Genomic DNA, 17,992 nt, shown 5'->3' with positions numbered 1-17,992 from the left:
TTGGTATACCTTTTCGGTAGTTACTTGCTCAGAATCCCGATTGATTTTTTTAATACTTCGATCGCTCCTTCAGCGTCACGAAGTTGACGCTTTAGTCGTGCAATCTCCTTGTCCTTATCGCTGGCAAAATTACCGGAGCCACGGCCAAACTCCCCAGTCTCAGTAAACAGCTTAATCCATTTATGTAATGTACTAGCCCCAATACCTAGATTCTTACTTATTTCATTCATGGTCATGTGATCCTTGTTATCTAAGTAATACTGAACGGCCTGTTCCTTAAATTCCTTGTCATAACTGTGCTTCGTCATTATTTGATCCTCCAATTTACTTCCTTAATTATACTAAATCAGAGTCTCTATTTAACTTGTACACTTTTTATTCTAGGCCCAGTGTGAGGAGTTTGCCAAATAAGATTCCCGGGTTCGCCTAATTGTTCAGAGAAATGGTGGGGCGGCCGCAGCAAGAAACACGGGGATCTTAAACGCTAAGGGAGAATATCTTACCTTTGTTGACAGCGACGATTGTTTAGATGCTGACTACCTTCAAGTCCTTTATGATGCGATGGTTGAAAATGAAGCTGATATGTCGATGGTTAATTACAGATTATTTGAGCCCACGGAAAGAGGAGTTAAGTTTGTAAATTATATAACGGCAGATGACGTTGAAACGATGGTCTTAGATCCTCGAAAAGCGGTTAGTTTAGAGAGTGGCTGGCACCTGAATGGATCTGTCTTTATGATGATCTGGGGGAAGTTGTTCAAAAAAGAGTGCCTAGAGGGCTTTACTTTTCCTGAAGGGATGATGTATGAGGATGAAGCGGCAACCCACCGGATGATTTTACGATCTCACAAAGTAGCTTTTGTAAACGATCCTCACTATTCTTACCGTCTCCGAAGTGGAAGTGTTTCAAGAGACATTATTGATGATAAAAATCTACAGGATCTTGTTCGTGCTTACAAAATGAAGATTGCAGATTTTACCACGGCAGGGATCCCAACTAAAAATGTTTGGGGACGCTATTTAGCTGCAATTAAAGAAAAACTTGAACAAACCCGTGATCAAGGCCCCCAATTTCCAGGCTACCGCGAATGCCAAGAGGTGCTCCGTTTGGCGGACTTGAATCAATAACAAAGAAAATGCTTACAATTAAGTATTGAAAAAGCCTGGCGCCCCTCCTATCATGAAGGTATTTGACGAGAGGGGACGGACCCAAATTGAATACCTTACTAAACAACATCTCGATTCCCGGCTTTTTTGATGCTAAGCTAGCCTTTGATTCGCTGCCCACCATTTTGAGTGGCCTACCGATGTCGTTGTTTTTGCTGGTGGTCTGCTTTGCCTTGGCCAACGTGCTCGGGATTTTGATCATGTTAATGCGAACCTCTTCACACCGCTTCTTGTCCTGGCCGGCCCGCTTTTACATTTCCTTTTTGCGGGGGATCCCGATGCTGGTGATTTTATTTATCACCTACTTTGGCTTCAACATGGCGGCCCTGCCGGCGGCGATTTTATCCTTCACGATTGCGCCAGCCGCCTTTATCGCCGAGTACTACCGGTCCGCCTTCTTGGGGGTCGACGAGGGGCAATTTGAGGCTGCCCGTTCGCTGGGGTTGCCCTACCACAACATCATCTTAAACGTGATCTTGCCCCAGGCCTTCCGGATCGCCCTGCCGTCACTGGGCAACGTGATGCTCGACCTCTTTAAGGGTACTTCACTAGCGGCCATGATCACCGTGTCGGAAATGTTTATGGAGGCTAAGGTGGTGGCCGGGGCCGCCCAGGATTACATGTCGATTTACATCGTCGTCGCCGTGATTTACTGGCTGGTTTGTTGCCTCCTCTCCTTTGGTCAGAGCTTCTTAGAGGGGCACTTAGCCACCTGGTCGAAGGAAAAAGCTGGCTAGTAAATTATGTGCAAACTGACACAGTTGACCAGATTGTCATTGATTGAAAAAAGTACGAATTCGATTAACCCGTTATAAGCCCGGTTTGGCGCCTTTTGCGTCCCGGGCTTTTCTTATTTTTGATTATTTTGTGAATTCCGCCTTGTGAAACCGCTTTACCGGTGCTATCTTGTGATTAGCAATTATTTAAAGTAATCTACACGAGGTTAAAAAATGAACTCTAAGTTAAAGAAATTAATCGGTTTGAGTTTAGTTGCCCTGGTCGGGGTCGGCCTGACCGCCTGCGGTAAGAGCCAGGATCAAAAGGTTGCCGACCAAAAGACCTGGACGGTGGCCACGTCGGGAACCTTGTACCCAACTTCCTACCACGACCCCAAAACCAAGAAGTTGACCGGTTACGACATCGAGGTCATCCGCGCCGTTGCCAAGGGGCTCCACAAGAAGGTGGTCTTTAAGGAATACAACGTTGATGGTCAATTAACCGCCGTCAAGACCGGCAAGGCCCAAATGGCGGTTAACGACTTTGCCATCTCCCCGGAACGCAAAAACCAGTTCCTAATGTCTTCGCCGATCAAGCACAGCTTTAACTCGCTGTTGGTCCGTAAAGACGATCAATCCGGGATCCACTCCTGGGCCGACATCAAGGGGAAAAAGGCGGCTGGGGAAGCCGGGACTAACTACCAACGCCTGGCCCAACAATTAGGGGCGAAGTTGGTTAATTACGACAACGTCTCCAACGACGTCTACTTAAAGGGCGTCCAAAGTGGCAAGACCGACTTGATCATGAACGACTACTACCTGCAAAAGCTAGCCTTAGCCACCTACCCGAACTCCGGGCTGGAAATCGATCCGGACATGTACTTCGTGACCAACGAAGACGGTAAGGGTGAAGGGATTGTCATCAATAAAAAGGACAAGGCCCTCCAAAAGGAAGTTAACGAGGAGCTAGCCAAGTTAAAGAAGGACGGCACCCTGACCAAGTTGGCCAAGAAGTTCTACGGCGCCGACGTTACCAAGAAGCCAAACGTCAAGAACCTCAAGTACTTCAAGATCTCAAGCAAGTATAAGGGAGAATAGCGACCACGTTCTCCAGCAAATAACATCAGGGGTGGGAGAAAACGCACGGTTCTCTCAACCCCTTTTTTCGTTGAAAGAACAAGATTGATGTGATAACACGCTTAATAAAGCGGGGCGCCATGATTTTAACTTTCAAAAAGTTAGCTAAAATAGTTGCTTATCTTTAGTTAGTAGTGTAAAGTAAATGTATCAAAAAATGTAACAGCAAAAAGGAGATTGACACATGAAGGAAGAATTACTGAATTTAGCTAAGCAACGCCGCTCCATTTACGCCCTGGGCAAGCAGGTGGACCAAGACAACAACGAAATTGCCACTTTGATCAAGGAAACGATGAAGGCCGTACCGTCCGCCTTCAACTCCCAAACTACCCGCGCCGTGATTGCCTTTGGTGATGGTCACGACCAAGTGTGGGAAATCGTGCGTGCCGCCCTGCGGAAGGTAGTTGAAGATGACGATGCCTTTGCCAAGACGAGCGCTAAGATTGACTCCTTTAAGGCTGCTTACGGGACCGTGCTGTACTTTACCGACATGGACATCGTGCACAACTTAGAGGAACAATTCCCGTCCTACGCTGACAACTTCTACGACTGGTCCGAACAAGCCATCGGGAACGCCAACTTCGCCGTCTGGACGGCCCTGGCCGAAAACGGCCTTGGCGCTAGCCTCCAACACTACAACCCGCTGATCGACGACGCCATTCGCGAAGCCTTTGGCGTCCCAGCTTCCTGGCGTCTGCGGGCCGAAATGCCGTTCGGCTCGATCGAAGCCCCAGCTGGCGAAAAGGAATTCATGGACGACGCAGACCGCTTTAAGGTTGTCGACTAATCACAACAAAATTAGGCTCCCATTTCCCGGGAAATAGCTACGGGAAGGGGAGCCTTTTTTGGTGCGCTGACAAATTGTTAAAATACTTTTGAAAATCTACTGACATCCCTGGAGAATCCACCCGTGGCCGGGTGAATTTGGTATAATAGACCTGCTTAATGTTCCGTTTTCAACAAGCGCTGCAAAGCCTGGTTGGCCAAGGAATGGGCGCCGTGATTTTGACTCTCGGACACCCACTGGGTGACCACGGTTGGCAGGGCGTCGATCCGCTCAAGCAATTGATCCAGTTCGGGTTGGTAATGCTTGGCGTAGCCCTTACCGATTGCGTCGGCCAAGAGGCGGCTATCGGTGTAAAACATCACCACTTGGTCGTGACCGTAGTTGGCTAACAGGTCGTCAAAGGCGGCCGTGGCGGCGGCAAATTCACCGTGGTGGTTATCGGCCCGGTTCAGGGTGGCGGATTGCTGGCGCTGCTTGCCACCGGCGACAATTAGCCAGCCCAGCCCAGTGGGCCCCGGATTACCCTTGGTGGCGGCGTCGGAATATAATTTAATCATAAACTACCTCACATGAAAGAAGAGAAGACTTTGGAAGAACAAAAACGCTACTTTTACCAGCAGGACCCGACCACGGCGGTGATTTCGTGGTCATGGACCTTCATCATTTTAATCATCGGCGTGGTGATCTGGCTAGAAATTACCCACTTTCAGTGGATCACGGCGGCCTTTTTGGTGGCCTTTTTCGCGGTGGCGGCCCTGGCCGTTTTCCGCCGAACGATGACGGTCAAAAAAGACGAGATCGTCTTCAACCGGATCCTGCAAAAGGAGTACATGGTGGTGCCGCTTGACGAGATTCGCCAGCCCCGCTTTACCCGCCACACCCTGTCGATCACGGTTCGCGGCGAGGTGATGACCTTCACCTTTAGCCACCGCTCGATCACTTCGCTTAGGGCCATCTTAACCGATGCAACCGCCCAGGGGCAAATGGAAAGCGAGGAAGCTTAGTGGCTTACTATCTTTTGTTCATCGTTGCCTTAGTTGGTCTGGACCAGTTCGTTAAGTACTGGGTCAGCGCTAACATCGCCCTGGGGACCAGCCACGGCTTTATTCCCGGCCTAATGAATTTAACCAACCTGCACAACGACGGGGCGGCCTGGAGCATTTTAGAGGGGCAGCAGTGGTTCTTTTACCTGATTACCTTAGCGGCCGTAGTGGTGCTGGCTTACCTGATGAGGCAATGGCGCACCAACCGGTGGAAAATGATCGCCCTGTCCTTGATCATGGCCGGGGCGCTGGGGAACTTCATCGATCGGGTCCACCAGCATTACGTGGTTGACATGTTTGAACTACTACCGATCAACTTTCCGGTCTTTAACGTCGCCGATTCGTGCTTGACCGTCGGGGTGATCGCTTTAATCATCATCATTTTAAAGGAGGACTAACGTGGACCAAACAACGCAAACTTTAACCGTCACGGACGGGATGACCGGGCGGATCGACAAGGAATTAGGTCACCACTTTCCCCAGTTCTCCCGCTCCCAGCTCAAGCGCTGGATCGATGATGGCACCGTGACCGTTAACGGCCAAACCGTCAAAGCCAAGTACCAACTCCAAGCGGGGGATCGGGTGGTGATTAAACCGGAAACGCCGGTCGAAATTGACCTGGAGCCGGAAAACATCCCCCTCGACATTGTTTACGAAGACGATGACGTCCTCGTCGTCAATAAGCCCCAGGGGATGGTGGTGCACCCGGCCCCCGGCCACCCCAACCACACGCTGGTCAACGCCCTGATGTACTACGCCCCCTTGTCGTCGATCAACGGCGAGTTGCGGCCCGGCATCGTTCACCGGATTGATAAGGATACTTCCGGGCTCTTGATGGTTGCCAAGACCGACCGGGCTCACCGCAGCCTGACCGCCCAGCTCAAGGAAAAGAGTAACCTGCGCGAGTACGTTGCCCTGGTCCACGGGGTGATCAAGGAAAACGAGGGGACGATTGACGCCCCGCTGGCCCGCTCGCCCAAGGACCGTAAGAAGCAGGCGGTGGTGGTTGGCGGGCGCCACGCCGTTACCCACTTTCGGGTCCTCAAGCGCTACCAGCACTACACCCTGGTGGCCTGCCGGCTCGAAACCGGGCGGACCCACCAAATTCGGGTGCACATGAAATACATCAACCACCCACTGGCCGGCGACCCCCTGTACGGGCCCCGCAAGACCTTGCCGGGCCACGGTCAGTACCTGCACGCCCGCTTACTGGGCTTTGAGCACCCGGTCACGGGCGAGGAAATGGTTTTCACGGCCCCCTTGCCGGATTACTTTGAACAAATGTTAAGTTACTTAGATCGCACGGACGCATAGTAAAATGATGAGATGAGGGAGGGATCCTGATGGTAAAGCGGTATTTAATCCTGGAGGACGGGACGGTGTTTGAGGGAGAGGGGTTTGGCGCCCCGGCCGTTACCTTTGGCGAGGTGGTCTTTAACACCGCGATGACGGGGTACCAAGAAATCATCACCAACCCGATCTACCATAACCAGATCGTGATCTTCACCCAGCCCAACGTCGGCAATTCCCTGATCCACTCCAACGTCTATGAATCGATCGAACCGCCGATCAAGGGGGTGATCGTCCGCCACCTAGCTAACATAACCGCACAAAAGGGCCGTCACCGGATGACCTTAGATCAGTACCTCAATTTGATCAACGTGCCCGGGATCACCAACGTCGATACCCGGGCCTTGATCCGTAAGTTGCGCGAGATTGGGGGCGCCGTCCGGGGGTCGATCGTCCCAGTCCCCGACGCCCACGCCTTCGACCAACTGCACGCCACCGTGTTGACGAGCCAACAAGTGGCTCAGGTGGCCACCCCCAAGCCCTACCCCAACCCGGGGGTCGGCCGTTCCATCGTGGTGGTCGACTTTGGCCTTAAAAACGGGATCCTGCGCGAACTGTCGCGACGCAAGTGTAACATCACCGTGCTGCCCTACACGGCGACGGTCGATCAGATCATGCGGCTCGATCCGGACGGGGTCGTCTTGTCGTCTGGGCCGGGCGACCCGCACAGCTTGAAAAAATCGGTGCTCAAGATGATCCAAGAGCTCCAGGAACGGGTACCGCTGTTTGGAATTGGTCTGGGCCACGAACTATTTGCGATGGCCAACGGGGTTCAAGTGGACCGGGTACCGGTGGAAATTCACGGTATGAACCACCCGATCAAAGAAATCATCACCGACCACGTGGTCTACGCTAACCAGGGGGCCGGCTTTCAAATTCAGCGCGAGTCGGTCAATCGCGAGAACCTGTTTGTGACCTACGTGGACATGCTGACGGGGGCAGTCCAGGGCCTGCGCCACCGGCGTTATCCGGCCTTTTCGGTCCAGTTCTTCCCGGACGGGTCACCAGGCCCTGATGAAACCGACCCGCTCTTTGATGAATTCATGGAAATGACGCGGGGTACAGAGGAGGATTAAGATGACGGCAGTATTAATCATTGGTGCGGGGGCCGACGACTTACAACATGGTAGCGAGCTGGATCAAGCCACCGTGGAAGTCGCCAGTGCCCTCAAAAAGCACGGCTTAGAAACAATCCTCTTGAGCGACAACCCCTTTTCATACGCCCTCGATGACGACCGGGTGATTGACCACCCGGTGGTGGCGCCGTTAGGGGTTAAACAGGTGGTCGACTTGATCAACCGGTTTGAGCCGACCATGATCATCCCGACCCTGGGGAGTCGCCACTCCTTTGAGTTGGTGCAGGCGGTCAGCGAAACGGGGATTTTTCAGGAACGCGGGATCCATTACTGCGGGGTGCCCGAGGCAACGGTTCGCCAGGTCAACAACCCGGTCCTCTTATCCCAGACCCTCAAGCAGCTGGGGGCCTCAACCAAGCTGATCCGGACGGTGAGCGATTTTCAGGGCGCCGCCGATTTAGTCGCCCAGGTTGGTTACCCGGTGATCGTACGGGCGGCCCTACCTAAAAAGCAGGCGCCGCGCCGGATTGTCCACGACAGCCGGGAGTTGCAAAACGCCGTGGCCGCCGGGATCCAGGAGTCACGAGCGGGCCAAGTGATGGTCCAACAATCCCTGGCCGGCTTAAAGGAAATTGAGGTCCTGGTGATGCGCGATAGTTCGGGGACGATGATGAACCTGGCGATGGTGGAAAACCTGGACCCGATTGGGATTCACGCCGGCGATTCCGTCGCCGTGACCCCGGCCCAAACCTTGATGGACCGGGAAATCCAAGACATTCGCAACGTCGCCTTTGCGATCACCCGGCGCCTGCGCATCGTCGGGGTCAACCACGTTCAGTTTGCCCTCGACCAGGAGCATCAACGCTTTTACGTGATCAAAAACTCACCTTACTTCGACCGGATCGCTAGCTTTGTCGAGGTGGCGACCGGGTACCCGGTGGCGACCGTTTGCGGCCACCTGTACGCCGGCCAGTTGTTACGGAACATCAAGTTAGGGCCCAACTACTCGCGCCACTTGGCCCTGACCGAACCGGTGATGGACCGGACGGCGGTTCGCCTCCCGACCTTCCCGATTGAAAGCCTGCCGGGGCAGCGCTGGGAGTTGCAGACGGAAAAGCAGTCGGTTGGTTCGGTGATCGGGATCGGCCGTTCCTTTTTAGAGGCGATTATTAAGGGTGCCGCCGCTTATTACACACCGACCAACGAGCAAATCATCAAAGCAATTGCCACCTTCTCCGATGACCGCTTGGATGAGCGGCTAATTCACCCCCGGCCGCACCGTTTACTGACCCTGTTAGAAGCCCTCGCGCGCGGGTATTCCTCGGATGAATTGACCGAGTTGACCAAGATCGACCGCTACTACTTCGACCAGCTCAAGCGGGGGACCGACTTGGTCCGGCGCCTAAACGAAAACCAGGGTTCACTGGACATCCTTCGGGAGGCCAAGTACTGGGGGCTGTCCGACGACCAAATTGCCCAGTCCTGGGCGATCAGCCCGCAAAAGGTGGCGGACCTGCGCGAAGAAAACCAGCTCCACCGCGTTTATAAGGAGGTGGACCCCTCGGCGGGGGAATTTGATGAGCACCCCCACCGCTTTTACGCCACCTTTGAAACCGAAAACGAGAGCGACGCCACCGCCGGCCCCCGGGCCCTGATCGTTGGCGATGGGCCCCGCAAGCTGGGGAACAGTACCGCTAACGATTACGTGTTGGCGATGATTGCCCGCGAACTAAAGCACCACCAGTACCAGGTGGTTAGCCACTCTAATAACCCCAATTCGTTGTTAATGACCCAGTGGTTGAGCGACAAGGTTTACCTCGAGCCGATGACCGAAGAGGCGGTCGCTTCGGTCGCCCGGCTCGAGCGGCCTGACTACGCCTTCGTCCCCGCCGGTAAACAGGAGCTGGGGCGGGCAATTGAGCGGGTCAGCCCCACGACGAAGGTGGTGGTGATTGAAGCCACCCAGATCCCCAAAAACGTGGTTTCCTCAATCCCGACCCTCGAGTTTAACGGCCTCTTTGACGGCCAGGTAGTCTACCAACTGGGGGTTACCGGCGAACTGAAGGACCAGGGAGTTGGTAAGTATCAAACCCTGGCCAAGCGTTACCCGGCCCACTTAGAGTCGGACCTGGCCACCAAGGTGACGGCCACCAGTGAACGGGCGATTAGCCAACAGGAAACGCCCGGTTTGTATCAGGTCCTCTACCAAGTCGATGGGGACGCCGAGGGGGTCCACGAAGACGTCTCACCCCTGACGGCCCCAGACATCGCCTTTATGACCAAGGTCTTGGGAATGAACCTGACTGCCATTTGGGTCCGCTTAATGATTGGGCGCTTCTCCGGCCAGGCCTTGGTCAAGGCTAGTCACGAGGGAACCACCTACCACGACGCCATCTACCGGGCCCACTTCCCCTACGCCGATTACCACTTAACCAACCAAAAGTCGGCGCCGGCCACCGTGATCGGGGCGCAGATTGAACGCGCCAACAAAGGGAGTGAACAATAACCCTCTCGCACACATTACCAAACCAAAAGGGGTCGGGAAAAACTCTGTTTTTCCCGACCCCTTGTTGTATTCACGAGGGTTAGACAGAAAACGTGGTAAATAACCGCAGGTCTAGTGTCTAAGCAGGCCGAAGAACGGTGCGTTCCGCACCAACCGTTCGTCCTAGCTTAGTCATACGATCTGCCGAGAAGGTTATTTTCCACTCTCGTAGTAATGGTAAACCGGGACCGTGATGGGTTGTGGTGCCCGGTAGTTGTTGGCAAACAAGTCGTGAATTAGTGCCAGTGAACCGGAAGAAAAGGGGTGCACGGCGTCAAGCACCACCCAAGTCACGTCCGGAGACAGTGGTGGGGTCGTCAAAGAACCGGTGTAATTAAAGTAGCCCTGGTTGTTAGCAAAGAACTGGTTTAAGTAGGCGGCACCGGCCTGACCGTTAATGACGGGAGCGAAGTCAAAGCCGGCTTCACCATCGGCGGCCCTTATCCCCAGCATGGCTAAGACCAGGGTTTGCCCCTGGTCGTCTTGGTAGACAAAGTGGACCTCGGCGTCTTGCCGCTGGCCATCAAACAGGTGCTCGCTGTGGTCGTGGAAGTGGAGGCGCAAGAAGTGGTAATGGTGGTTCCCTAGCGTTAAAGTGCCAGCGCCGATAAACTGGTCCCCAGACGAACGGGGGTCGCGGGTCAGCGCCTGGTCGCCGACAAAGGAGACGGTTAAGGGCTGGTTGGCGAGGGGGCGTGGGGTAGTTTGCTCTAAAACGATGTCGATGGGTGACTGTTGGCTAGCGGGACCTTGCCACTGGTCCTGGGTCTGGTAATTGATGTATTCCATGAAAAGACACCTCCAAATAATTACCCTTATTATAACGGGTTGTACAACCGCTTTCTAGGAAATTGGGGAGGGCGAAAGAAAATTAACTGGCCAGTGGGTGGAAAACAACCTCTTTATGACACCCACTTTTTAATCAGGGCTTCTCGATGGTCATCAATATGATGAAAAATTATACGGGTGAAGGACAGTCAACCAACAAGCAGTGAAGCAAACAGAGGGGGGGTTAAGATGGAATACGCAACCTTAAGTAACGGAATGAAGATGCCCATGCTAGGAATGGGGGTCTTTCAAGTGCCGGAAGCAGAGTGCGAGCGCTTGGTGACGGAAGCCTTAGAAATGGGCTACCGACTGATCGACACCGCCCAGGCCTACGGAAACGAAGCCGCGGTCGGTCGTGCCATCCGCCAGAGTGGCCTAGCGCGCGAAGACGTCTTCGTCACTTCCAAGTTGAGCAGTATTATCAACGAAGGCCAGGCGGTGCAGGCAATCGAAGGGTCACTGGACAAACTGGATATCGACTACGTGGACCTCTTCTTGCTTCACGCCCCCTGGGGGATAGTTATGCGGCCTGGCGGGCCCTGGAGCGGGTCCTAGAAACGGGGCGCGTTAAGGCGATTGGGGTTTCCAACTTTAACGCCGGCGCCGTAGCCGACTTGACCGTCTTTAACCGAGTGATGCCGGTGCTAGACCAAATTGAAATTGACCCCTTCAACCAAAAGAAAACAGACGTTGCCTACCTACGTTCCCAGGGAATCGTCCCGGAGGCGTGGGGGCCGCTGGGGCAGGGGCGAGCCGACTTGTATACCAACCCGGTATTAAAGGGGCTTGCCGACCAGCATCAAAAGACGGTCGCCCAGGTCGTCTTGTGCTGGAACATTCAACGGGGAGTGGTGGTGATCCCCAAGACAACCCACCGGGAACGGATGGCCGAAAATCTGGCCGTCTTTGATTTCACCCTAACCAAAGAAGAGATGGCAGCAATTAGCCAACTCGATGAGGCCCCGGCCGACTTCATTTACGACCCCGATTACATTCAACAGACGGTGGCCGGGTTCGTCAAGAATTGGTCAAAATAAAATGATTAGCAATAGTGAACCGGTCGACATGCGAACAGCGACCTACCAACCGGCCAGGGAAGAAATGGCCCGGACTGGGGCGATCAACTACGAAATCAACCAAAGCTGGCTCCCGATGATGACGGACGTCCGCCTGCAAGAAAAGCTAACGGAAATGCTGAATGGTTTGGGTGCGGGCTCCTCAATCCTGCCGCCGCTACAAATTGACTTTGGCCGCCAGGTGACCCTGGCTAACAACGTCTTTATCAACCACAGCGTCATGATGAGCGCCGCGGGGGGGATTGAGATTGAAGAGGGGGTTCAGATCGCCCCACGAGCCAACTTGATCACCGTCAACCACGACCTAAAGGATAAGATGATCGTCATTTGCAAGCCCGTCCACATCAAGAAAAACGCTTGGATTGGGGCGGCCGCCACGATCCTACCGGGGGTGACGATTGGTGAAAACGCGGTTGTTGGGGCCGCTAGCTTTGTGACTAAGGATGTCCCGGATAATGCGGTGGTGGTTGGAAACCCGGCCAAGGTGATTCGCACGATTGAGATGTAAGCTTGGAGAGGTAAGTAAGGGGGAAAGAGCATGAATAAACGTGTGGTGGCCTTCATCGTGGGGGTGGTCGCCGTCTTAGCCGTGATTGTCCTTGGCAACCTAGCTCGTAGCGGTGCCACACCTTCCACCAACTCGAGCAACCAAGCAACCAGTTCCACCAAGAAGGTGGCGACCGGCAAAAGCCTGATTGTTTACTTTTCGCGGACCAAGGGGGTGTACGGCGGTGACGTCAAGGTCGGTCACACGGCGCAAGTCGCCCAGGACATTCAAAAATATACCGGCGCCGACATGTATGAAATTGTCCCCAAGGTGGATTATTCGTCAAACTACGAGCAGGTTACCAAACAGGCCCAAACAGAGATTGATGAAAACGCCCGGCCGGCGATTAAAAACCCGCTCCCGGACGTTAGCAAGTACGACACGATTTACATTGGGTCGCCAATTTGGTGGGGCCAGTACCCGATGATTATGTTCACCTTTTTTGATAAGGAAAACCTAAACGGCAAAACAATCATCCCCTTCACCACCCACGCCGGTTCAGGCCTAGCTAACACGGTTGAAACGTTAAAGCAAACCTACCCGAAGGCCACGGTCCTGGAGGGCTTGGCGGTCCGGGGGACGGATTCCAGTAAGGCGGCGCCCAAGGTTAACGCCTGGTTAGCAAGGCTGGGGGTGCAAAGGGCAAAATGAATAAACGACTTGTCAGGCCAACCTTAGTGTGGCTAATCATTTTGGTCATCCTCCCGCTGCCGTTGCTTTGGTTACTTAATGCCGGCTTAACCGACAGTTTCCACAACCTGCTGATTTATGATTTAGGACTACTCGCCTATACCTACTGGCTGACCATTGTGTACCTCTCAACGCGGCCTAAGTGGTTAGAACGGTGGCTGGGCCTGCCGAAGATGTACTTAGTCCACGGCCTCTTGGGGGTGTGCGCCCTTGCGTTGGCCCTGCTACACTCCCAGTTGTCCTTTAGCATGCAGCGGTGGGTCGTTTTAACCGGCTGGCTCGCCTTGTACTTAGCCATTGGTGGGGTCTTTTACGCCGCCTTTTTCTTGAGCGGGTGGCTGGTCGACTATTCGCCCCGGGCCGCGAAGCTTAAGAAACGGTTGCAACGCCCCTTCAACCACCGGGTCTCGCTGTGGCTGCACCGGCTCAACTTCGTGGCAATTGCGTTGATCTGGTTTCATGTTCACTTGATTCCCCGGCTCTACCAGCTGACGGGATTTATCATCTTCTTTGACTGCTACACCCTGGTCGCCGTGGCCGCTTATTGTTGGCAGCATTTCGTGGCGACCAACCTGGCGAAAAATAAGGGACGGGTGATTGGTAACCGTCCCCTTAGCCCGCGCGTGCAGGAGGTCACCGTCAAATTAAGCAGTCAAGCGTCCCCGTACCAAGCGGGGGCCGTGTACTTTCTCTCCTTTCGGGGGCGGGGAATCCCCGCGGAATGGCACCCCTTTTCGGTCGCTTCTGCTAGTCAAGCGGCGCCACCTGAGGTGAAGTTGGTAATCGACCGGGTGGGGGACTTTACCAAGCGGATCGGTCAAGTTCCCCCGGGTTGCCCGGTCGTTTTGCAGGGCCCCTTTGGTCGCTTCGAGCAAGAAATTGAGGCGACGGCCCCCCAAACGCCGCTCGTTTTGATTGCGATGGGAGTGGGGATCGCCCCGTTACGGAGCCTTATGCAACGCTACGTTGGTAAGCGTCCCATCACGTTATTATGGAGCGTTCACGCACCAACCGAGCGTTATTTTGAAGGTGAATTTAAGGATTTAGCGAAGCGAGAAGCCACCTTTGCTTACCACAGTCAGGTGGGGCGTTTAACCAAGGAGCGGCTCGCCACCTTATTAACAGAGTCCGAACGAGTAAGGGCCAAGGTCATCGTGGTGGGCTCGGCCCAAGGCGTCTTGGCCATTGAAGGCGCCCTCTCGGGGCTCGGTTTTAAAAAGAGGCAGTTTATTGATGAACGATTGACAATATAAAAGTTTGGGTGGTAAATAACCTCCTTGGCAGGCCGTATGACTAAGCTAGGGCGAACGGTTGGTGCGGAACGCACCGTTCTTCGCCCGTACTTAGACACTAGGCCTGCGGTTATTTACCACATTTTCTGTCCAACATTCGGGCAGACAGTAAGAGGCCGGGAAAACGGAGCTTTTCCCGGCCTCTTTCGTTAAATTCACTAGGTTTTAATTGGGCAGTCGCTTCGGCGTTACCGAGAGCGTCTTTTGGCCGCGGAAGGTCACGAAGCCGGGCTTGGCGCCGTTTGGTTTGTGGAGGCGCTTGACCGGCAGGTAGTCGACCGGCACGTTGTCCGAGTCGCGGCCCTTGGAGAAGTAGGCGGCCAACTGGGCGACTTCTAAGATTGTTTCGTCACTGGGCGCCGGGTTACGTAAGACGACGTGGGAACCCGGGATGTCCTTGACGTGGAACCAGAGGTCGTTTTTGTTGGCGAGTTTAAAGCTCAATCGGTCGTTTTGCAGGTTGTTTTTGCCGACCAGGACCTCGGAACCGTCACTGGTGTGGAAGATCTCGGGCTTAGCCGGTTGGACTTTGCGTTGTTTCTTTCCCTTTTGGCGCCGTACCCGCAAGTAGCCCTGTTGCTCAAGTTCCAAGCGAATTTCTTGGACGTCGGCCGGCGAGGCGATGTTGATCTGGCTGACGATGTTTTCAAAGTAGTTGATCTCTTCGTTAGCCAGGGCCAGTTGTTCCTGGTCGTAAGCGACACTGGCCTTGAGCTTGTTGTAGCGGGTGAAGTAGCGCTGGGCGTTTTTCGACGGCGACAGTTCCGGGGCCAGTTGGATCTGGAGCGGCCGGTTTTCGTCGTAGAAGTTGGGCAGTTCGATTTCGGTCATCCCGGCCTTGAGTTGCCCTAGGTAGGTGGTCAGCAGTTCACCGCGGATCCGGTAGTCGTCGGCACTTTCGGCGTCGGCCAGTTCCTGGTTTAACTTCTTGACCTTCCGCTTGTCCTTTTTAAGCTCGTTGTTAACGACCTTTAAGACCTGGCCGGCCAGTTCCTTGGTCCGGTCGTGTTCGGCCTTGGCGGCGTAGTAGCCGTCCAAAAGCTCGGACAGGGTGGCAAAGTGGGTGATGGTGAGCCCGGTCGGGTCGAGTGGCGGAAAGGCTTCAAAGCGCTGCTTGCCCCGTTGGTCTTCAATCAGGACTGGTTCGGGGTGTTCGAAGTGACGCAAGAAGCCCTCGTAAGCCGTCGGCAGGTTGTCAGCCGCCAGCAGTTCGGCCGCCAATTCCGCGGCGCTATCCTTGCCAAAGCCTTGGTATTGGTGCTGCAAAGCTTTGGCCAAACCAGCCTGGTCACCCTGGAACTGGCTAAAGAGCTTGGGGTAGTGTTGGTTAGGCAGGTAGGGGTTGGTGCGTTCTTGCTTGGGCGGCATCCGGAAGAGCGCCCCCGGCAAGAGGAGGCGGACCCGGTTTTGGTCGGAGCCGACGTGCTTAATCGTGTCGATGATCTTGCCGGTTTCCTGGTTGACCAAGGAAACGTTGCTGTGGCGGGCCATGATTTCGACGATTAACTTGAGGTGCTGGGTGTCACCGAGTTCGTCGCGGGTCGTGAAGGTAAACTCAACGATCCGGTCGTTATCGACTTGGCTGATTGAATCGATCAGCGCCCCTTCCAAGTACTTGCGCAGCGTCATGGTAAAGTTAGACGGCACCGCCGGGTTCTTGTAGGGAACGGCGGTGATTTGGAGCCGCGGGTAGGTGGGGTTCGCCGAGATCAAAAGTGGGTGATTCTTCCGGTTAGCACGGACCACCATTACCATTTCGGCCGGGTAGGGTTGGTTAATCCGGGCGATCCGGCCCCCGGTAAGTAGTTGACTAAGTTCGTGCACCATGGCGTGGGTGAAAAGACCGTCAAATGACATATAAAATTCCTCGCTTCCGAATCAAATTATTCTAATTTAATAGTATACCTTTCTCGTCCCCTAAATGCGAATTGGGGGGCCGCAATGATTGTATTTAGGGGGTATCTATGGTATTTTGATATTTACGGGATTGAACAGATCCCCCGCAATTATTCAATTAATTTTATTTACGACGATGGAGGACCCAACCATGAAAATTGCTGTTGTTACCGACAGCACCGCTTACCTCTCTGAAGAAGAGGTCAAGGCGAATAATATTTTTGTGGTGCCAATTCCCTTGATCATTGACGGGCAGAGTTACCGTGAGGGCGTTGACATCACCAACGATGAGTTTTACCAGCAACTGGCAACCTCAACCTCGTTTCCGTCAACCTCCCAGCCACCGCTGGGTGAGCTGATGGAGCTGTACCAATCCCTGGCCGACCAGGGCTACGACACGGTGATTTCCATTCACTTAACCAGCGCCATTTCGGGCTTAATGAATACGGTCACCCAGCTGGCCGAAGAGATGAAGGACACGATTCAAATTGTGCCCTTTGACTCCCACCTGACGATCCGGATGATGGGCTACCTAGCTCTAGAAGCCGCTAAGTTAGCTAAGCAGGGCGATGACTTAGACGACGTAATGAAGAAGCTCCGCGAGTACCGCGAAACCTTCAACAACGTCTTCGTGGTTGATGACTTACAAAACCTGGTCCGGGGTGGGCGCCTGTCCAACGCCTCGGCCTTTGTCGGGTCGATTTTAAAGATTAAGCCCCTCCTGACGATGCACACCGCCAACTACGCAATTGAGGCCTTTGAAAAGGTGCGCTCGATGAAAAAGGCGAAGTTACGTTGCGAACAGATCTTTGACCAAGACATCGCCAAGCTCGACTACCCGGTCCGGGCGATGGTCGTTCACGCCAACGCCAAGGAGGCCGGTCAAGAGTGGCTAGCTAAGTTGCAACAAGATCACCCCAACGTGTCCTTTGAGCTGAGCTACTTTGGCCCCGTCATCGGGACTCACCTTGGTCAGGGCGCCTTGGCCATCACCTGGATGCAAGATACACGAAAGAAGCCGTTAGCATGACCAATGAAGTCCGCGAATGGTTAATTTCTTTGGCCTGCCTAGTCGTGATGGTGATCGTCTCCCTTGTCCAATGGCGCTTCGCCCTCCCAATGGGGACGATTGGCATCATTGAAGTGGGAGGTGCCTTCGGTTTGGCGGCGATGATCGGCGTTGGCCTGTTCAAGGGCGGAATCGTCCTAGTCGCCGGTGCCTTGATCATGATGCTGACCGAAACGGCCGACTGGATTTTGGCCCTGACCCTGCTAGTGGTCGCCTTAGCCATTGCCGCCGTGGTTGGTTGGCGGATGCCCTTAGACATTCACATGAGCGCCAGCCAAGGGATTACCCTGGGTCTAATCGTCGGGTTGGTCTACTTACTGACCCGGCTGGTGTTGACGGTGCTGTACGCCTACTTGTTGACGGCCAACTGGACGGTCTCCTTTGGCTTCGGTAAGATCGCTTTGGCCCCCGTCCTCTTGGCAGCCCTGCTGTACGCGGCGATCGTCCCCCTGGCTGGCCTGGGGGTACGTCACTTCACCGAGCACTTGAGCTCGGGGGGGCCGACCAAGCCGACCGGGTCAGTGGAAATTAACCTTAGTGCAGATAAAGACAAGCAACAGAAGAAATAGGGAGCGTGCTCTAACTCTGTAGGGCCTAGGCCTAGGGTGGAGCACACATTACGTCAGTAGTGAAAAGACAAATTGGGGGCTGGGAAAACACGTTTTTCCCAGCCTCTTGCTGTATTCACGAATGTTAGACAGAAAATGTGGCAAATAACCGCAGGTCTAGTGTCCAAGCAGGCCGAAGAACGGTGCGTACCGCACCAACCGTTC

The 17,992-nt window shown here is 54.3% G+C and carries 19 protein-coding genes and 1 pseudogene; 16 read left to right on the top strand and 4 right to left on the bottom strand.

All coding sequences use genetic code 11. The annotated features are described in order from the left end of the window. Positions 1-20: 20 nt before the first annotated feature. Positions 21-308, bottom strand: coding sequence for a transposase (locus FG166_RS06255; RefSeq protein ID WP_003688751.1), 288 nt, complete (start codon positions 306-308; stop codon positions 21-23). A 115-nt stretch (positions 309-423) separates the two neighbouring features. Here FG166_RS06255 and FG166_RS06245 point away from each other — a divergent pair. From FG166_RS06245 to FG166_RS06230, 4 genes and pseudogenes are all read left to right on the top strand, one after another. After that, positions 424-1,128: pseudogene (locus tag FG166_RS06245) on the top strand (glycosyltransferase family 2 protein); the annotation flags it as partial. Between the two features lie 86 nt (positions 1,129-1,214). Further along, positions 1,215-1,904, top strand: a complete 690-nt coding sequence (locus FG166_RS06240) for an amino acid ABC transporter permease (protein WP_012391396.1) — start codon at positions 1,215-1,217, stop codon at positions 1,902-1,904. 213 nt (positions 1,905-2,117) lie between these two features. Further along, entirely contained in the window at positions 2,118-2,981 is an 864-nt protein-coding gene (locus FG166_RS06235; protein ID WP_003683304.1) for a transporter substrate-binding domain-containing protein, read from the top strand. A gap of 223 nt (positions 2,982-3,204) precedes the next feature. Next, positions 3,205-3,807 carry a nitroreductase family protein gene (locus tag FG166_RS06230; RefSeq protein ID WP_003683306.1) on the top strand — a complete coding sequence of 201 codons (603 nt, stop codon included), beginning with the start codon at positions 3,205-3,207 and terminating at the stop codon, positions 3,805-3,807. A 155-nt stretch (positions 3,808-3,962) separates the two neighbouring features. On the opposite strand, the gene FG166_RS06225 is transcribed toward FG166_RS06230, so the two are convergent. Beyond that, on the bottom strand, positions 3,963-4,364 hold the full coding sequence (locus tag FG166_RS06225; RefSeq protein WP_003683308.1) for a ribonuclease HI family protein: 402 nt from the start codon (positions 4,362-4,364) through the stop codon (positions 3,963-3,965). Positions 4,365-4,376: 12 nt separating this feature from the next. Between FG166_RS06225 and FG166_RS06220 the strand changes: the two genes are divergently transcribed. Genes FG166_RS06220 through FG166_RS06200 form a run of 5 tightly spaced genes read left to right on the top strand, consistent with a single transcriptional unit; the run spans position 4,377 to position 9,782 of the window. Then, positions 4,377-4,811 carry an EbsA family protein gene (locus tag FG166_RS06220; protein ID WP_003683310.1) on the top strand — a complete coding sequence of 145 codons (435 nt, stop codon included), beginning with the start codon at positions 4,377-4,379 and terminating at the stop codon, positions 4,809-4,811. After that, complete coding sequence (lspA, locus tag FG166_RS06215) at positions 4,811-5,248, top strand: signal peptidase II (protein ID WP_003683312.1); 438 nt, start codon at positions 4,811-4,813, stop codon at positions 5,246-5,248. Before FG166_RS06220 ends, lspA begins: the two co-directional genes overlap by 1 nt. Before the next feature lie 40 nt (positions 5,249-5,288). After that, the gene (locus FG166_RS06210) at positions 5,289-6,164 is read left to right on the top strand and encodes an RluA family pseudouridine synthase (RefSeq protein WP_003683314.1); all 876 of its coding nucleotides are present in this window, start codon (positions 5,289-5,291) and stop codon (positions 6,162-6,164) included. Between the two features lie 29 nt (positions 6,165-6,193). Then, entirely contained in the window at positions 6,194-7,276 is a 1,083-nt protein-coding gene (locus tag FG166_RS06205; protein ID WP_003683316.1) for a carbamoyl phosphate synthase small subunit, read from the top strand. A 1-nt stretch (position 7,277) separates the two neighbouring features. Further along, positions 7,278-9,782, top strand: a complete 2,505-nt coding sequence (locus tag FG166_RS06200; protein ID WP_003683319.1) for an ATP-binding protein — start codon at positions 7,278-7,280, stop codon at positions 9,780-9,782. Between the two features lie 192 nt (positions 9,783-9,974). On the opposite strand, the gene FG166_RS06195 is transcribed toward FG166_RS06200, so the two are convergent. Further along, entirely contained in the window at positions 9,975-10,610 is a 636-nt protein-coding gene (locus FG166_RS06195) for a carbonic anhydrase family protein (RefSeq protein WP_003683320.1), read from the bottom strand. A 228-nt stretch (positions 10,611-10,838) separates the two neighbouring features. Between FG166_RS06195 and FG166_RS09625 the strand changes: the two genes are divergently transcribed. From FG166_RS09625 to FG166_RS06175, 5 genes are read left to right on the top strand one after another with little or no spacing between them, the layout of a single operon-like run. Then, a complete protein-coding gene (locus FG166_RS09625; RefSeq protein ID WP_003683322.1) occupies positions 10,839-11,204 on the top strand; it encodes an aldo/keto reductase in 366 nt (121 codons plus the stop codon). Continuing rightward, entirely contained in the window at positions 11,159-11,686 is a 528-nt protein-coding gene (locus FG166_RS09620) for an aldo/keto reductase (protein WP_262350968.1), read from the top strand. The genes FG166_RS09625 and FG166_RS09620 overlap by 46 nt, the downstream gene beginning before the upstream one ends. Before the next feature lies 1 nt (position 11,687). After that, on the top strand, positions 11,688-12,233 hold the full coding sequence (locus FG166_RS09695; protein WP_003683325.1) for a DapH/DapD/GlmU-related protein: 546 nt from the start codon (positions 11,688-11,690) through the stop codon (positions 12,231-12,233). 30 nt (positions 12,234-12,263) lie between these two features. Next, entirely contained in the window at positions 12,264-12,923 is a 660-nt protein-coding gene (locus FG166_RS06180; protein ID WP_003683326.1) for a flavodoxin, read from the top strand. Continuing rightward, positions 12,920-14,215 carry a ferric reductase-like transmembrane domain-containing protein gene (locus FG166_RS06175; protein ID WP_003683327.1) on the top strand — a complete coding sequence of 432 codons (1,296 nt, stop codon included), beginning with the start codon at positions 12,920-12,922 and terminating at the stop codon, positions 14,213-14,215. The genes FG166_RS06180 and FG166_RS06175 overlap by 4 nt, the downstream gene beginning before the upstream one ends. 204 nt (positions 14,216-14,419) lie before the next feature. Here the strand turns inward: FG166_RS06175 and FG166_RS06170 are convergent, their stop codons facing one another. Then, positions 14,420-16,111, bottom strand: a complete 1,692-nt coding sequence (locus tag FG166_RS06170) for an NFACT RNA binding domain-containing protein (RefSeq protein ID WP_003683328.1) — start codon at positions 16,109-16,111, stop codon at positions 14,420-14,422. Positions 16,112-16,301: 190 nt separating this feature from the next. Between FG166_RS06170 and FG166_RS06165 the strand changes: the two genes are divergently transcribed. Both FG166_RS06165 and FG166_RS06160 read left to right on the top strand, forming a co-directional pair. Beyond that, positions 16,302-17,180, top strand: a complete 879-nt coding sequence (locus tag FG166_RS06165) for a DegV family protein (protein ID WP_004563204.1) — start codon at positions 16,302-16,304, stop codon at positions 17,178-17,180. Beyond that, positions 17,177-17,788 (top strand): hypothetical protein, encoded by a 612-nt coding sequence (locus FG166_RS06160; protein ID WP_003683330.1) that lies wholly within the window; start codon positions 17,177-17,179, stop codon positions 17,786-17,788. Before FG166_RS06165 ends, FG166_RS06160 begins: the two co-directional genes overlap by 4 nt. Positions 17,789-17,992: the final 204 nt, after the last annotated feature.

Origin of the sequence: Limosilactobacillus fermentum, assembly GCF_013394085.1 — a bacterium.
In the GTDB taxonomy this organism is placed as follows: Bacteria; Bacillota; Bacilli; order Lactobacillales; family Lactobacillaceae; genus Limosilactobacillus; species Limosilactobacillus fermentum.
The sequence above is the reverse complement of the archived record's forward strand: the minus strand, read 5'-3'. Positions and strand labels throughout refer to the sequence as shown.

Bases quoted from the DNA above. Each gene is read 5' to 3' on its own strand.
- FG166_RS06255 (WP_003688751.1), bottom strand. From the start codon at position 308: ATGACGAAGCACAGTTATGACAAGGAATTTAAGGAACAGGCCGTTCAG.
- FG166_RS06235 (WP_003683304.1), top strand. From the start codon at position 2,118: ATGAACTCTAAGTTAAAGAAATTAATCGGTTTGAGTTTAGTTGCCCTG.
- FG166_RS06230 (WP_003683306.1), top strand. From the start codon at position 3,205: ATGAAGGAAGAATTACTGAATTTAGCTAAGCAACGCCGCTCCATTTAC.
- FG166_RS06225 (WP_003683308.1), bottom strand. From the start codon at position 4,364: ATGATTAAATTATATTCCGACGCCGCCACCAAGGGTAATCCGGGGCCC.
- FG166_RS06220 (WP_003683310.1), top strand. From the start codon at position 4,377: ATGAAAGAAGAGAAGACTTTGGAAGAACAAAAACGCTACTTTTACCAG.
- FG166_RS06210 (WP_003683314.1), top strand. From the start codon at position 5,289: ATGACCGGGCGGATCGACAAGGAATTAGGTCACCACTTTCCCCAGTTC.
- FG166_RS06205 (WP_003683316.1), top strand. From the start codon at position 6,194: ATGGTAAAGCGGTATTTAATCCTGGAGGACGGGACGGTGTTTGAGGGA.
- FG166_RS06200 (WP_003683319.1), top strand. From the start codon at position 7,278: ATGACGGCAGTATTAATCATTGGTGCGGGGGCCGACGACTTACAACAT.
- FG166_RS06195 (WP_003683320.1), bottom strand. From the start codon at position 10,610: ATGGAATACATCAATTACCAGACCCAGGACCAGTGGCAAGGTCCCGCT.
- FG166_RS09625 (WP_003683322.1), top strand. From the start codon at position 10,839: ATGGAATACGCAACCTTAAGTAACGGAATGAAGATGCCCATGCTAGGA.
- FG166_RS09695 (WP_003683325.1), top strand. From the start codon at position 11,688: ATGATTAGCAATAGTGAACCGGTCGACATGCGAACAGCGACCTACCAA.
- FG166_RS06180 (WP_003683326.1), top strand. From the start codon at position 12,264: ATGAATAAACGTGTGGTGGCCTTCATCGTGGGGGTGGTCGCCGTCTTA.
- FG166_RS06175 (WP_003683327.1), top strand. From the start codon at position 12,920: ATGAATAAACGACTTGTCAGGCCAACCTTAGTGTGGCTAATCATTTTG.
- FG166_RS06170 (WP_003683328.1), bottom strand. From the start codon at position 16,111: ATGTCATTTGACGGTCTTTTCACCCACGCCATGGTGCACGAACTTAGT.
- FG166_RS06165 (WP_004563204.1), top strand. From the start codon at position 16,302: ATGAAAATTGCTGTTGTTACCGACAGCACCGCTTACCTCTCTGAAGAA.
- FG166_RS06160 (WP_003683330.1), top strand. From the start codon at position 17,177: ATGACCAATGAAGTCCGCGAATGGTTAATTTCTTTGGCCTGCCTAGTC.